This is a genomic window from Pseudomonas sp. CM25, from assembly GCF_013179705.1.
Classification (GTDB): Bacteria; Pseudomonadota; Gammaproteobacteria; order Pseudomonadales; family Pseudomonadaceae; genus Aquipseudomonas.
In genome coordinates, this window is record NZ_JABMCW010000125.1 from 1 (window position 1) to 14,693 (window position 14,693).

Annotated in this window: 16 protein-coding genes; 11 read left to right on the plus strand and 5 right to left on the minus strand. The window is 62.8% G+C overall.

The features are described from left to right. From eutH to HP546_RS14855, 6 genes are all read left to right on the plus strand, one after another. Window positions 1-841: ethanolamine utilization protein EutH (gene eutH, locus HP546_RS14830; protein WP_172226653.1), on the plus strand; the 841-nt coding region annotated here is incomplete at its 5' end. Between the two features lie 86 nt (window positions 842-927). Next, window positions 928-1,728 carry a helix-turn-helix transcriptional regulator gene (locus tag HP546_RS14835; protein WP_172226656.1) on the plus strand — a complete coding sequence of 267 codons (801 nt, stop codon included), beginning with the start codon at window positions 928-930 and terminating at the stop codon, window positions 1,726-1,728. A 157-nt stretch (window positions 1,729-1,885) separates the two neighbouring features. Beyond that, window positions 1,886-2,164 carry a BrnT family toxin gene (locus tag HP546_RS14840; RefSeq protein WP_172226659.1) on the plus strand — a complete coding sequence of 93 codons (279 nt, stop codon included), beginning with the start codon at window positions 1,886-1,888 and terminating at the stop codon, window positions 2,162-2,164. Beyond that, window positions 2,142-2,396 carry a BrnA antitoxin family protein gene (locus HP546_RS14845; protein ID WP_172226663.1) on the plus strand — a complete coding sequence of 85 codons (255 nt, stop codon included), beginning with the start codon at window positions 2,142-2,144 and terminating at the stop codon, window positions 2,394-2,396. The genes HP546_RS14840 and HP546_RS14845 overlap by 23 nt, the downstream gene beginning before the upstream one ends. Before the next feature lie 156 nt (window positions 2,397-2,552). Continuing rightward, window positions 2,553-2,948 carry a transcriptional regulator gene (locus HP546_RS14850; protein ID WP_172226666.1) on the plus strand — a complete coding sequence of 132 codons (396 nt, stop codon included), beginning with the start codon at window positions 2,553-2,555 and terminating at the stop codon, window positions 2,946-2,948. Between the two features lie 107 nt (window positions 2,949-3,055). Next, complete coding sequence (locus HP546_RS14855) at window positions 3,056-3,982, plus strand: DMT family transporter (protein ID WP_172226669.1); 927 nt, start codon at window positions 3,056-3,058, stop codon at window positions 3,980-3,982. Window positions 3,983-4,028: 46 nt separating this feature from the next. Here HP546_RS14855 and HP546_RS14860 read toward each other — a convergent pair whose 3' ends face one another. Then, window positions 4,029-5,201 carry an MFS transporter gene (locus HP546_RS14860; protein ID WP_172226672.1) on the minus strand — a complete coding sequence of 391 codons (1,173 nt, stop codon included), beginning with the start codon at window positions 5,199-5,201 and terminating at the stop codon, window positions 4,029-4,031. Between the two features lie 106 nt (window positions 5,202-5,307). Between HP546_RS14860 and HP546_RS14865 the strand changes: the two genes are divergently transcribed. Both HP546_RS14865 and HP546_RS31405 read left to right on the plus strand, forming a co-directional pair. After that, on the plus strand, window positions 5,308-6,201 hold the full coding sequence (locus HP546_RS14865; RefSeq protein ID WP_172226675.1) for a LysR family transcriptional regulator: 894 nt from the start codon (window positions 5,308-5,310) through the stop codon (window positions 6,199-6,201). A gap of 124 nt (window positions 6,202-6,325) precedes the next feature. After that, window positions 6,326-6,454 carry a PA1414 family protein gene (locus HP546_RS31405; protein WP_256676271.1) on the plus strand — a complete coding sequence of 43 codons (129 nt, stop codon included), beginning with the start codon at window positions 6,326-6,328 and terminating at the stop codon, window positions 6,452-6,454. 84 nt (window positions 6,455-6,538) lie between these two features. Here the strand turns inward: HP546_RS31405 and HP546_RS14870 are convergent, their stop codons facing one another. Both HP546_RS14870 and speB read right to left on the minus strand, forming a co-directional pair. Then, window positions 6,539-7,918 carry a sodium:solute symporter gene (locus tag HP546_RS14870; RefSeq protein ID WP_172226678.1) on the minus strand — a complete coding sequence of 460 codons (1,380 nt, stop codon included), beginning with the start codon at window positions 7,916-7,918 and terminating at the stop codon, window positions 6,539-6,541. A 132-nt stretch (window positions 7,919-8,050) separates the two neighbouring features. Next, window positions 8,051-9,001 carry an agmatinase gene (gene speB / locus HP546_RS14875; RefSeq protein ID WP_003254586.1) on the minus strand — a complete coding sequence of 317 codons (951 nt, stop codon included), beginning with the start codon at window positions 8,999-9,001 and terminating at the stop codon, window positions 8,051-8,053. Between the two features lie 225 nt (window positions 9,002-9,226). On the opposite strand from speB, the gene HP546_RS14880 reads away from it, so the two are divergent. The 3 genes from HP546_RS14880 to HP546_RS14890 all read left to right on the plus strand — a co-directional run bounded on the left by HP546_RS14880 (window position 9,227) and on the right by HP546_RS14890 (window position 12,586). Continuing rightward, window positions 9,227-10,120: a LysR family transcriptional regulator gene (locus HP546_RS14880; protein WP_172226690.1), complete on the plus strand. Its 894-nt coding sequence runs from the start codon at window positions 9,227-9,229 to the stop codon at window positions 10,118-10,120. A gap of 136 nt (window positions 10,121-10,256) precedes the next feature. Then, window positions 10,257-11,822, plus strand: a complete 1,566-nt coding sequence (locus tag HP546_RS14885; RefSeq protein ID WP_172226693.1) for a PAS domain-containing methyl-accepting chemotaxis protein — start codon at window positions 10,257-10,259, stop codon at window positions 11,820-11,822. 164 nt (window positions 11,823-11,986) lie between these two features. After that, window positions 11,987-12,586, plus strand: coding sequence for a tRNA-uridine aminocarboxypropyltransferase (locus HP546_RS14890; RefSeq protein WP_172226681.1), 600 nt, complete (start codon window positions 11,987-11,989; stop codon window positions 12,584-12,586). 107 nt (window positions 12,587-12,693) lie between these two features. Here HP546_RS14890 and HP546_RS14895 read toward each other — a convergent pair whose 3' ends face one another. Both HP546_RS14895 and HP546_RS14900 read right to left on the minus strand, forming a co-directional pair. Further along, window positions 12,694-14,052, minus strand: a complete 1,359-nt coding sequence (locus tag HP546_RS14895) for a TolC family outer membrane protein (protein ID WP_172226684.1) — start codon at window positions 14,050-14,052, stop codon at window positions 12,694-12,696. Window positions 14,053-14,362: 310 nt separating this feature from the next. Then, window positions 14,363-14,693: YbaN family protein (locus tag HP546_RS14900; protein ID WP_172226687.1), on the minus strand; the 331-nt coding region annotated here is incomplete at its 5' end.

Here is a 14,693-nt window from a genome sequence, read left to right on the forward strand (position 1 = left end):
CAACAAAGCCGATCACAAGTACATGGCGCTGGGCATCATGGCCGGGTTGCTTAGCATCCCGATCAGCATCGTGTTCATCGCCATGGGCATGCAGGCGATGGGCCTGGGCGTGCGCCCGGATATCGCCACGGCAGGCGCGGCCACCCAGGCGCTGCACTTTACCTTGCCGACCCTGCTGCGCAACCTGTCGCCGCTGATCCTGTTCTGTGTGGCGCTGGCTGCTGCGCTGCGTTATTTCCCCAACCTCATGGTCAGCCTTTTCCTCAAACTGGGGCAGCTGATGTATGCGGCGGTGACCCTGGTACTGGTGGCCTCGATCGTCGAGTATTTCACCGGCGCGTTCACCTCGCTGTTCGGTGGCTGGGGTTTTGCGCCGATCATTGCCGACAAGGCCGACCAGTTCCGCGCCCTGGAAATAGCCGGCTATGTCGGGATCATGCTCTGCGGTGCGTTCCCGATGGTCTACCTGATCAAGCGTTTCCTGTCGCGGCCGATCGAAACGGTGGCGTCGAAACTCGGCCTGTCGCCCGTGGGCGCGGCCGGTGTCCTCGCAGCTTCCGCCAATATACTGGCAATGTTCCGCCTGGTGGCCGACATGCCGCCCAAAGACAAGGTGCTGGTGATCGCCTTTGCCGTGTGCGCGGCGTTCACCTTCGGTGACCACCTGGCCTACTCGGCCAATTTCCAGCCCAGCCTGATCGGGCCGTTGATCATCGGCAAGCTCGCCGGTGGCCTGCTGGGCATGCTGCTGGCTTACTGGCTGGCGGTACCGAAGGCCCTGGAGCTGGGGCGGCAGGAAGAGGAAGACGGTGTGCTGCCGGCCAGCGTACCGTTGCACTGACAGGGCCAGGCATCGTTCAATGTCGCTCGGGCTGGTACAGCCGGGCGGCATTCGCGTTTTCACCTATCACTGCACAGGCCATCGCAATGAACAGCGACAACGCCAACCGCCTGGGCGCGGTCATTCACGCTATTGGCAGCGACGCATTGGGCCCGGCCCTCGACATGGCGCTCAAGAGCGGGGTCGATTTCGACATGAGCTGCGCCTACCTGTTTCGCTTCAACCAGCCCGCATTGCTGGTTCATGACGGCTACCACAAGCGCGTGGCCGAACGGACGCTCAAGGCTTACCTGCGTGGCGGTTACCTGCTGGACCCGTTCTACGTCGCCTGCACCAACAACCACCCGGCCGGTTTGTGGCGCATGAGCGAGCTGGCCCCGGACAGCTTCTTTGCCTCGGGCTTTTCCATTTCTCACGACATCCATCCCTGCGTCTCCTCGCACCATGGCAGCCTGATCGAGGAGATCGGTTTCATCGTGCCGGTAAGGCCGCGAACCGCCTTGGTCTACTCGCTGATGCGTGGCCTGGACAAGGGCGCCTTCGAGGCCGCAGAAGCGCAACGGCTGGCTGCATTGACGCCGGTGATCGAAGCCATATTCAGCCAGCACCTGCGCCTGGCCCATGCCGATGAGCTGGCCGACCCGCAGGATTCGGACAGCCAGCTGGAGGATGCCTTCGTCGATATTCTCCAGGGCCACCTGACTGAAACCCAACGGCATGTGGCCAAGCTGATTCTGCAGGGCCACAGCAGCCAGTCTATCTCCCGTGTACTGGGGATTTCGGAGGGCACGGTGAAGGTGCACCGCCACAATATCTGGCAGCGGCTGGGCATCGCCGGGAATGCGGAGCTGTTCCGGTTGTTCATCAACTATCTGGTCAAGCAGTAAGCGGAGCCGTGCCAACCGGCTGGTCGGGCTGCTTACGCTCCAGGCTGTAGTCCTTTTCCCAAAGCCTCCTGAAGCTATTGAATGGCGAGCGGTCGCCCTCTAGCCTTGAGCTGAATCAGGAGGTATCGTATGTACAGATGTAAATACGGAGCGGCCCATGTTCTTTGAGTGGGACGATGCCAAGAACCATATCAACATCCGCAAGCATGGAATCGACTTCAGCGATGTTCCGGAGATGTTCAATCACCCGATGCTGATACGCCGCGATGACAATCCCGGCCTTGGCGAGGAACGCTGGGTCTGCCTGGGCTGGCTGAAGTGCTTGATAGGCGTAGTCGTGTATACGGAGAGGCGTGGTGATGTCATTCGAATCATCTCTGCGCGTAAAGCCACCAGGTGGGAGGCCACTCACTATGACCAAAACATCGAAAACTGACTGGAGCCGCTTGGCTCGGCAGGACGACCAGGCTATTGATACCTCGGATATCCCTGAGCTGAATGACGATTTTTTTCGGGAGGCCGAGCTGCGAGTTCCAGCCAAGCAGACGGTGACCATTCGCCTGGATACTGATGTCCTCGCCTGGTTCAAAGATCAGGGGGGCGGCTACCAGACCCGGATCAATCAGTTGCTGCGCCAGTATATGCAAGCCCAGCAGAAGCTACGCTGAGTTTTGCTGCCAGCGCCAAACCGGCTGGTATCGTCGGCCTCAAGTGCGTGAGTCATGGCAGCGGGACAGATACGTAGTCGCGCTTTTTTGGAACACCGCTCCTACTGGTGGGTCCCACCCTGTGTACCCCTTCCGTCCACTGCAGGAGCATGAGCCATGAGCATCGCCTACGACTGGGACCTGATCGAACGCTTGCTGCACGAGGTGCAGAACGGCGCCGGTCACAGCTTCACGCCACGCCCCTATGCCGAACAGCACGCTGCGGCGCTGGCCGCCAAGGGCGAGCCGGTGGGTGATCTGGACCACCTGAAAACCCGCGCCTGCGAGTATGAAAAATTGCTGTTCAAGCGCGGCTTCATCGCAAGCCGGCCTGAAGAAGACGGTGGCAATGGCGAGAATTTCGTGCTGACCGAGCGCGGTTCGCGCTTGATGAGCCTGATCGACAGCAGCATCCCCGGCTTCGAGCACCCGCGCCAGGTGCTGGACGAGCAGGCAGATGCGCTGGATGAAAGTACCTTCGAGCACGTGTCGGCAAAAGCGCAGATTGCTTGAGGTCGTTTTGAGGCTGGCAAGGCTGGCCCGGGAAACCCGATAATCGGTAGTTCCTGAATGCTGCCGAGCCTTTTGCCCATGCCCACCATCAGCTCGAAGGCCCGCTCATGAGCGCGGTCCGCAAGAACCCTGACGCCTTCGCCTTTCAGGTGATGCTCGGACTGTGCCTGATCTGGGGCTGCCAGCAGGTACTGATCAAGACCGCCGCCGTGGATATCGCCCCGGTGATGCAGGCGGCATTGCGTAATGGCATTGCCGCCGTGCTGGTCGGCCTGCTGGTGTGCTGGCGAGGTGGTTGGGGGCAGGTCGGCAGCACCTGGCGTGCAGGGTTGCTGGCGGGCGGGCTGTTCGGCGTAGAGTTTCTGTTCATCGCCGAGGGCCTGAAGCTGACCTCGGCGGCGCACATGTCGGTGTTCCTCTATACCGCCCCGGTGTTCACCGCATTGGGCCTGCATTTCCGGCTGCCTAGCGAACGCCTGCGGCTGCTGCAGTGGTTGGGAATCTTGTTGGCGTTCGGTGGCATTGCCATGGCGTTTGCCGGTGGCATGTCGTTCGAGGACATGGATGGCCGCACCTTGCTGGGTGATGCCTTTGGCGTGATCGCCGGCCTGGCCTGGGGCGCCACCACGGTAGTGGTGCGCTGCTCACGCTTGTCTGAAGCACCGGCGACCCTGACCCTGTTCTATCAGCTGGGGGTCGGTTTTGTCGGGCTGCTGCTGATTGCACTGCTCAGCGGGCAGATCGGTGAGGTGTCGCTGACACCGCTGGCGATGGGTAGCGTGCTGTTCCAGGGCATCGTGGTGTCGTTCGTCAGCTACCTGACCTGGTTCTGGTTGCTGCGCAAGTACCTGGCGTCCAACCTGGCGGTGTTTTCCTTCATCACCCCGCTGTTCGGGGTGACCTTTGGCGTGTTGCTGCTGGATGAGCCGCTCAGCGCCAACTTTGTAATCGGGGCGCTGATGGTGTTGCTGGGCGTGGTCCTGGTAAGTGCCGAGCCCTGGGTGAAGCGGCATTTGCGGCGGTTCGTGGGGTGATGCATCGCCTGTACCGCCGCGAAGAGGTCGGTACAGGCAACCCGATTCAGGATGCAACCTTGCTGGGGCAGGCGCATGCGGCCTTGCTGCTGCCGGCCAATTGCACCAGCCCCCCGGCCACCGCCAGGCCACCTGCCGCTATCATCAGCGCCGGCTGCAGCCCACCGCTGTAATGGCTGCTGACCGCTGCCAGCAACGGCCCGCTCAACTGCCCCAGGGCAAAGCACGCCGTGAGCAAACCGGCATTGCGCTGTGTTGCATGCGGCGCCAGTTCCCGCGAACGCTGCATCACCAGCTGCATGCACGCCAGGAACGGGCCGCCACACAGCACCACACCCAACGCCAGCCCGACACCCCCGCCCACCAGGCAGGCCAGCACACCCAACCCTTGCAGCCACAGGGTGGCGGTCAGCCAGGTCGAGGTAGGACCGCTGCGGCGCAAGCTCACCAGCAGCACACCAAGCGCCGCTGCCAGGCCAAATGCCGGCCAGAACAGATCAGCCAGCCACTGCCCGCGCAACTGCTGGTTGGCCATCTGCGAAAGGAACGTGGCCGGCAGGATGTAGCCCACCCCGTACAGCGCATACACCAGCCCCAACCGGCCGATACCGACACTGCGGGTCGGGCCCTGATGCGCAGGCGTCAGCACAGGCGCCGCTTGCAGCGCCCGGGGCAGCCAAGGCCGGACTGCCAGCAGCATCACCAGCGCCGCCACGGCATAGATCAGCCACAGCGCCGCCGAGCCCAGCCCCAGCAGGTGCGCAACCAGCGCCAGCAGCCCGGTCAAGGCAATGCCCAGGCCGGGTCCGGCGAAGACCAGGGCGCCCAGGCGCTGGCGGTTATTGGCATTGGCCACCTGCTGGCTGAGGCTGGTGATCATCACCAACACCCAGGCACTCGCCACGCCGGTGCCAAAGCGCAGCAACAGGTGGCTCCAGAACCCGTCTGCCGCCCATGAAGCCAGCGTCAGCACCACGCACAGCCACAGCCCGCCATGCAGGCGCAGGCGCACCTGGCCGGGCGAGCGGGCGAACATGGCGTCTACCGCCCCCACGAAGTAGCCCAGGTAGTTGGCGGCCGCCACCAGCCCCGCGACCGTCAGGTCGAACTGGCCTTCGGCGATCAGTTGCGGCAATTGCGGGGTAAGGGCAAAACGGCCGATACCCATGGCCATCATCAGCGCAACGGCGCTGGCCAGCAGTTGAGTGAGGGGTGACATGACGAGTCTCCTGCGCGGATGTAAGCGATGGTTGGCAGGTTAGGGCTGTTTCTTTTTCAATAAAATTGAATAATGGTGAGTAAGTTGTTCTGTTTTGGAGAATGCTGTGGAATTCAGCCAGCTGCGTATCTTCCAGGCCGTGGCCGAAGAGGGTTCTGTTACCCGTGCCGCCGAGCGCTTGCATCGTGTGCCGTCAAACCTGTCGACGCGGTTGCGCCAACTCGAGGAGCAGTTGGGCGTCGAGCTGTTCCTGCGCGAACGCCAGCGCCTGCAGCTGTCGCCAGCCGGCAAGGTGTTGCTGGACTATGCCAACCGTCTGTCGGCGTTGCGCGACGAGACGCTGGCTGCCGTGCGGGGTGGCCAGCCGGCCGGCGATTTTGTACTGGGTACCATGTACAGCACGGCCGCGACCCATTTGCCGGGGTTGCTGGCGCGTTACCACCAGGCCTACCCGGCGGTAAACCTGCAGGTGCGTGCAGCGCCCAGTGGCGAGTTGCTGGAAGGCTTGCTCAACCATACCCTGGACGCTGCCCTGATCGACGGCCCGCCCAGCCTGGCCGGGCTGGATGGCGTGCCGCTGTGCGATGAACAACTGGTACTGATCACCAGCCCCGAGCACCCGGCCGTGCATACCGCCAAGGATGTGGCGGGCAAGGCGGTGTTCACGTTCCGTCAGGGCTGCTCGTACCGCATGCGCCTTGAAGCCTGGTATGCCCATGCCCATACTCCGATGGGCCGGGTGATGGAGATCGAGTCGTACCAGAGCATGCTGGCCTGTGTGATCGCGGGCGCGGGCGTGGCGATGATGGCCCGTTCGATGCTCGACAGCCTGCCTGGGCGTGACCGGGTTAGCGTGTATCCGCTGCAGGCGCCGTTCGATCAGGCCGTCACCTGGCTGATGTGGCGGCAGGGCATGCGTGGGGCAAATTTGCAGGCGTGGATCCACCTGCAACAAAGCGAAACGATTAACCAGTCGTCGGAATGCACCGTTACGCCTTGATCCACGTCAAAATGGCCCGTATCTGTAATACCAGAGGCATGCGTTCTACAGGACATCAGGCTATGATCTGTATGAAACATCGCAGGATTGATTTACCGTGAGGCTGACCCGTCAAGGGGGCAATATGAATAGACCACTGTCAAACTGGCTCCACGATCTGGCGGTCGCCCTGGGGCTGATTCCACCACCCTTGCAGCCGGTGCCGATCCCGACTGATGAAGAGCAGCGCAAGCGCCAACCGCGTCGTCGCTGATACAAGCAAAGGCCGTTGCACCTGGGTGGGTGCAACGGCCTTTCTGTTTCTGTCAGTCGTGTGATGCCTGCCGGGCGGGTTTTGTCAGGCCAGCTTTACCGCCGCCACTGATTTGCGCGAAGCCAGGCTCACCACCACAAAGCTCACCAGGCCGATCGCCAGGCTGTAGTAGATCGGCGTATTGGCCTCCAGCCCGTCCTTGAACATGAACAGCAGCGCGGTGGCAAAGCCCAGCGACATGCTGGCGATGGCGCCCGCTGTGGTCGCACGTTTCCAGAAGATGGCCCCGATCAGCGGGATCAGCATGCCGCCGACCAGCAGGTTGTAGGCCAAGGTCAGGGCGTTGATCACATCGTTCACCATCAGCGCGATACCCAGCACCACCAGCCCGGTGAGCAGGGTGAACAGGCGGCTCATGCCCAGGCTCGACTGCTTGCCACCGCGCAGCTTGGGCAGCAAGTCTTCGGTGACTGTGGTGGATGCAGCCAGCAGGCCGGCGCTGGCAGTGGACATCATGGCGGCCAGGGCCGCCGCCATCAGCAGGCCGCGGATACCATCGGGCAGCGTGCTCTTGATCATCTCGGCAAAGGCATTGTTCGGGTTGGCCAGGTCGGGCAGCAGCACGTGCGCGGCCATGCCGATCGCGGCGCAGGCCAGGCCGTACACCACGCAGTAGACACCGGCGATGGTACCCGCGCGCTGGCAGACCTTCTCGTCTCGGGCGGTGAACACCCGCTGCCAGATGTCCTGGCCGATGAGGATGCCGAAGAAGTAGATCAGGAAGTAGGTGATGATGGTGTCCCAGCCAATGCTGGTCAGCTGGAAGCTGGCCGCCGGCAGCTTGGCCACGAGTGTGTCCCAGCCCCCGGCCTTGTACAGGCACACCGGCAGCAGGATGAACATCAGGCCGACGGTCTTGATCACGAACTGGACGATGTCGGTCAGGGTCAGCGACCACATGCCGCCAATGGTCGAATACAGCACCACCACTCCGCCACCGAGCAGCAGCGACGCCCAGAACGGCAGGTCCAGCAGCACCTGCAGCACGGTGGCCATGGCCAGGGTCGAGGTCACGCCGATCATCAGGGCATAAGCCAGCATGATCACCGCACTGGCCTGGCGAGCGGTCGGGTTGTAGCGCTGCTCCAGCACCTGGGTCACGGTGAAGATGCGCAGGCGCAGCAGCGGTTTGGCGAGGAACAGGTTGATGGCGATGATGCCCAGGCCCAGCGCTGCGCACAGCCAGAACCCGGAGATGCCATGGACATAGCCCAGGCGCACGGTGCCGACGGTGGACGCGCCACCCAGCACGGTGGTGGCCATGGTACCCATGTACAGGACCGGGCCGAGGTTGCGCCCGGCCACCAGATAGTCTTCATGGGTTTTCGCACGCCGCATGCCATACCAGCCAAGCCCGAGCATGCCGGCGGTGTAGATCATTACAACAATGATGTCCAAGGCCATTGGGGGTCTCCCGATTATCTTTATTATGGCGAGATCGACCACACGGGCGTTTGCACGGCGCCCGGCGGTCTGGTTTTGTGTTGGCGGGCCTCAGTGGCCCTCCCATATGGCTCCTGCCGGGGTCAAGCGGGACTAGCGACGCACCACGCCTGGCAGCACGCAGAGCATTTCGAACAGCAAGTTGGCACCGAGCAGCGAGGTGTTGCCGGTGGTGTCGTAAGGCGGGGAGACTTCGACAAGGTCACAGCCGATCAGGTCCAGGCCGTGGCAGCCGCGAATGATCTCCATCGCCTGGATGGTGGTCAAGCCGCCGATTTCCGGCGTGCCGGTGCCAGGCGCCCAGGCCGGGTCGATGCCGTCGATGTCGAACGACAGGTATACCGGGCCACCGCCGACTTTTTCCCGCACTTCGGCCATCAATGGCTCCAGCGACTTGTGCCAGCATTCTTCGGCCTGGACCACGCGAAAGCCCTGGCGGCGGCTCCAGTTGAAGTCGTCGGCGGTGTAGCCCTGGGCGCGCAGGCCGATCTGCACCACGCGGTCGCAATCGAGCAGGCCTTCTTCGACGGCGCGGCGGAAGGTGGTGCCGTGGGCGATTTTCTCGCCGAACATGTGGTCGTTGACGTCGGCGTGGGCGTCGATGTGCACCAGGCCGATCTTGCCGTGCTTCTTGTGCAGGGCACGCAGGATCGGCAGGGTGATGGTGTGGTCGCCGCCCAGGGTCATCGGGATCACATTGTGCTCGACGATCTCGTCGTACGCTTCTTCGATGATGCGCACGGCGTCCAGCAGGTTGAAGGTGTTGATCGCCACGTCACCGATGTCGGCGACCGACAGCGAGTCGAACGGCGCGGCACCGGTGGCCATGTTGTACGGGCGGATCATCACCGATTCGGCGCGGATCTGGCGCGGGCCGAAGCGGGTGCCGGAGCGCAGCGAGGTACCGATATCCAGCGGTACGCCGATGAAGGCAGCGTCCAGGCCCTCGGCGCTTTGCAGGTGGGGAAGGCGAAGCATGGTGGCGATGCCGCCGAAACGCGGCATTTCGTTGCCGCCCAGTGGTTGGTGGAGAGTCTTGTCCACAGTGGGCCTCATCAGTCGGTCGATTGTTGTGTTTGTTCGAACCTGTGCCGCCGCGCGCCTTTCAAGTGTGATCGTGCCGGCGGGCAGGGACATTTCGGCCGAGTTTGCGCAAGGTAGTGCGCGGGAAGAATCGCTACCGGCAAATACTTAGTTCAGGAATTTCTAAACTAATCGTTGGCAGAGCGGTTAGACTGCGCGCAAATGACACTGCGGAACCGCTACACCATGGCCTCGACCCTGCCTGATCTGAAACTGCTGCGCATCTTCATCAGCGTGGTGCGCCATCAGGGCTTTGCCAACGCCCAGCGCGATCTCAACCTGTCGACCTCGGCCATCAGCACCTACATGAGCCAGCTCGAAGGCGCCCTGGGGATCGTGCTGTGCCACCGCGGGCGTGGCGGTTTCAGCCTGACCAGCAAAGGCGAGCTGTTCCATCAGGAAACCCTGCGCCTGCTCGCCGAGCTGGACGGGTTCGAGCAGTACGCCGCAGCGCTCAAGGGCGAATTGCGTGGCACCCTCAACCTGGGGGTGATCGACTCCACCGTTGGCGACAGTGCCTTGCCGCTGGCTGAAGCCATCGGTGCCTACAGCCAGGAGCACCCGGCGGTGCACCTGCACCTGTCGGTGTCCAGCCCCTACGAGTTGCAGCTGGGCGTGCAGGACAACCGCCTGGACCTGGCCATTGGCGCGTTTTCCTCGCGCATGAGCGGGCTGCTGTATCAACCGCTGTACCGCGAGCAGCACTGGCTGTACTGCAGTAGCCGACACACGCTGTTTGCCGAGCGGCGCATCCCCGAGCAGGTGGTGACCCAGCAGCGGATGGTCGGGCGCGGCTACTGGAGCCAGGCCGAGCTGGCCCGGCACGGCTTCAAGCACAGCGCGGCAACGGTAGAGAGCATGGAGGCGCAGTTGATCCTGATCCTCTCCGGCGCCTATATCGGCTACCTGCCCGAGCACTACGCCCAGGCCTGGGTCGACAAGGGCGACTTGCGCGTGCTGTCGCCATCCACTTTCGGCTATCAGGCACCGTTCTCGCTGATCATTCGCCGGGGACGCAGCCGCGAACCGCTGATCCAGACCTTCCGCGACCTGCTGAAAAGTCAGCTGAATGTGGGCTGAGCGGCGACGCCTGCGTGCATTCCGTCGGGCGGTGTTAAATTCTGGCAAAAGCCGACCGCTAACCTGATAGCGCTCTGCTAAACATCAACGTGCGCTGATGATTTCCCCTTATTTCATCCTGCAAGGATCGCCGAAGATGCGCATGAATCTGCCCGTCACCGAGCATGAAAGAACCTTCTCCAGCGACCAACGCCTGATCTCCACCACGGACCTCAACAGCCGCATCACCTACTGCAACGATGCCTTCGTGGCGATCAGCGGGTTCACCTACGAGGAGCTGGTCGGCCAACCGCACAACCTGGTGCGCCACCCGGACATGCCAGCGGCGGTGTTCGGCCATATGTGGGAGACCATCAAGCAGGGCAAGCCGTGGATGGGGGTGGTCAAGAACCGGGCAAAGAACGGTGATTACTACTGGGTCAGCGCCTATGTCACGGCGATTTACGAGCAGGGCCGCATCAGTGGCTACGAGTCGGTGCGCTCCGTACCCACACGCGAACAGATCCACCGCGCCGAAGCCTTGTATGCGCGTCTGCGCGACGGTTGCCCCGCGGTGTCGTGGGCGGCTCGCCTGGGGCATGGCCTGACCCACGGCTGGCCATTGATCGGTGCCGGGCTGCTGTCGGCGGCAGGCTACCTGTGGTTGCCGGCCTACGCGGCGCTCGGCGTGCTCATGGCCAGCTTGCTGCTGGCCTGGTACCTGGTCGAGCATCGGCAAAACCAGGCCATTCGCCGCACGTTGGCCGAGCACCCCAAGGCGTTCACCAGCCCGCTGGTGGCGCTTACCTACAGTGACAACCCGGGCCTGCAAAGCCAGCTCGACCTAGCCATCATCAGCGAAGAAGCCCGCCTGCAAACGGCGCTGACACGTCTGGTGGACGCCGGCGTCGGAGTGAAGTCGCGGGCGGCGCAATCGTCCGAGCTGTCGGATGCCCAGGCGCAGATGCTCGACCGCCAGCGCAGCGAGACCGACCAGTCCGCCACGGCCATTGCGCAGATGGCGGCGACCATCCAGCAGGTCACCCACAACGTGCAGAGTACGGCGCATGCTGCCGGTGATGCCGACCAGCTGGCGCAGCAGGGCAGCGAACTGGCGTTGAAGAGCCTGCAAGCGATGGGCAGCATGAGCGATGCGGTCAGTGACATCGGCCAGGCGGTGAATGCCCTAGCCGAACAGACTCAGTCGATTGGCAGCGTGGTCGATGTGATCACCTCGATTGCCGAACAGACCAACCTGCTGGCGCTCAACGCCGCCATTGAAGCCGCGCGGGCCGGTGAACAAGGGCGTGGGTTTGCCGTGGTGGCTGACGAGGTGCGTTCGCTGGCCCAGCGCACCCGCGCCTCGACCCAGGAAATCCACCAGATCATCGCTTCATTACGCGCTGGCGCAGAGCGGGCGGTGAGTACTGCCAACCGCGGCGAGCAGATCTCGCGGGACAGTGTGCACAGCGTCGAGGCGGTGCAGGGGGCATTGAGCGGGATTGCCCAGGCGGTCAGCCGCATCACCGGCATGAGCCAGCAGATGGCGACGGCGTCGGAGCAACAGACCCATGTGGCGGAGGACATAAACCAGCAGATCGTGCGCATCGCCCAGCTGTGTGATCAGAGTGCGGGGCAGGCCAGGCAGGGGGCTGAAATCAGCCAGGACCTGGAGCGCATGGCGGAGTACCTGCATAGCCTGGCGGAGCGGTTCAACCGTTGAAATAGCGGCGGGGCTGCTCTGCAGCCCTTTCACCGGCAAGCCAGCTCCCACAGGGACCGCGGCTTGAAGGCTGCGGGGTCCCTGTGGGAGCTGGCTTGCCGGCGAAAGGCCCGCAAAGCGGGGCCCGGTTCTGTGGCAAACTGTTCCCGTAAAAGGAGAACCCGATGCCCAGACCCCGCTGCGGGCGCTGTCAGCGCCCGCTCGACCACTGCCTCTGCCCGCTGATCCCCGCGCTCGACAGCCGCACCCGCGTCATCCTGCTGCAGCATCCCAGTGAAACCGCCCATGCACTGAACACTGCGCGCCTGGCTGCCCTTGGCCTGAACAATGCCGAGCTGCGGATCGGGGAAGTGTTCGATGACCTGGGTGAATTACTGGCAACACCGGGTTACCGACCGGCCCTGCTGTTTCCGGGTGATGATGCTCAGGTGCTGAGGGGCTATGGCAAGGAAGGTAACGAGCCGTTGCTGCTTATCGTGCCAGACGGCACCTGGCGCAAGGCGCGCAAGCTGCTGTACCTGAACCCGATACTGGAGGCCTTGCCACGGGTGACGCTGGGCGACGTGGCCCCTTCACGCTATCGCCTGCGCAAGGCGCCGGAAGCGGGCGCGCTGTCGACTATCGAGGCGGTGGCAGGAGCACTGAATACGCTGGAGCAACCGGCCTGCTTTGATGCACTGCTGGCACCGTTCGAGGCGTTGATCGAGGGGCAGATCAGGGCTATGGGTGTGGAGACGTTCCAGCGCAACCATAGCACCGAATGAGAGACGGGGCTGCGCTGCCGTCCTATCGCGACAGAGACGCGGTTTCTTGTAGGAGCGGCCTTGTGTCGCGAAAGGGCCGCAAAGCGGCCCCGGCAATCTTGAACCGATCAGCGCATCTCAGGCAGACGCGCCTCGGTGCGTACCTCGGAGGTAGCCAGCGCCTCTGGCGGCAGCGAGATGCGCTGCTTGCTCAGCAGCTCGCCCATGGTCGCCAGTACCCGGTAGCGCGAAAACTCTTCGGTATAACGCACTTCGGTGTAGCGCCGGTCGGCGTTGTACAGCTCGTTCTCACTGTCCAGCACGTCCAGCAGGGTACGCTGGCCCAGGCCGAACTGGTCCTGGTAGGCGGCACGCACGCGCTTGGTGGTCTCGGCGTATTCACGCGCGGTCGGCAACTGCTTGGTGGCGTTATTCATGGCGTTCCACGCCAGGCTCAGGTTCTCGGTCAGCTCGCGCAGGGCGTTGTTGCGGATGTCCAGGGCCTGGTTGATCTTGTGCGCGTCGGACTGCAGGCGCGCCTTGTCGCTGCCGCCACGGAACAGGTTGTAGTTCATCTCTACGCCGGCTTGCCAGTCGTTGTTGTTGTGGCCTTTCTCGCCGCCAGTGTTGTTATTGGCACCGGTGGCCAGAATGGCGTCGAAGCGTGGGTAGAAGGTCGACTTGGCGACTTCGTATTGCTGCTCGGCGGCATTCACGTCAGCCTGGGCAGACTTGATGTACGGGTTGTTCTGGCGCATGCCCTCGCGGGCTTCTTCGAGGTTGCCAGGCATTTGCACCTTGATCGACACCGGGTCTTCCAGTTCGTCAGGCATGCGGCCGACCACGCTGAAGAAGTTGGCCTCGGCGTCGGCCAGGTCGACTTCTGCGGTGTCCAGGTTGTTTTCCGCCAGGGCGCGACGTGCGCGGGACTGGTCGAGGTCGGCGGTGCTGCCGACGCCACGCTCGTTGCGCAGGCCGATCTGGTCGTTGACGCGCAGGTGGGCTTGCAGGTTGTTGCGGGCCAGGGTCACCAGCTCGCGGCGCTTGAGCACTTCGAGGTACACCTCGGTGGCACGCAGTGCGACGTCCTGGGCCACTGCCTGGGTGTAATAAGCGCGGGATGTGGACACCGCCTCGGTGCGACCGACTTCGCTCGAGGTATTGAAACCATCGAAAATCATCTGCCGCAGGCGCAGCTCGGACTGCGTGTAGCTGAGGGTCTCTTTGTTATGGTTGCCCTGGGCGCGGGTGGTGGCGTTGTCGGAACGCTGGCGACCATAGCCCGCGACCAGGTCCACGGAAGGGTAGTAGCCACCACGCGCAAACTTCACATCCTCATCGGCCGACAGCTTGCTGTTGCGGTTGGAGCTGACTTGCGGGTGGTAGTCCACGGCGCTTTGGACGGCCTCGGTGATCGACATCGCCTGTACGTTGGCACTTGCCAGGGCCAACAGTAATGCACTGGTGATGGGGTTCAAAACGCGCATGGTACATCTCCCTGATCTGGAATTTATCCTGCTGCTCGCCAAAAAAATGACGATAAAAATAATGCGTATAGTGTTGCAGGTTTTTAACAACACAGCTAAGTACATTCAACGCGATAGATAAGAAGATTTACTCATATCAAACTGCCATGTAAGACGTTTATTGTCTATCATCGCTCCGTTCACGGGCTGCAAATGCAACCGTCAAATGCCATGGAAACCAATGGATTCAAAGGTCTGAGGCGGTTCCAGAACTAATTCGGATAAAGAAGAGGGCGTTTAGGCGAAAGTGATATTTGGCGACAAAATATTGTCACTTTCGATTCGGCAGGGTTTTCTGCTTAAGGATATACAGGCTTACCAGCACAGCACTGGTCAACATGAACAGGCGCGCCCAGAACAGCGGCACCAGGTAACACGACAGGCCAATGCTGGCCCACATCAGGCCGATGGCGTAGACCTTGCCCTTGAGGGGGATGCCCTCGCCACTGAGGTAGTCGCGAATCCACGGCCCGAGCTTGGGGTGGTGGACCAGCCAGTGGTGAAAGCGCGGCGAGCTGCGGGCAAAACAGGCCGCCGCCAACAGCAGGAACGGGGTGGTGGGCAAAACCGGCAGGAATATCCCCAACACCCCCAGCGCGACG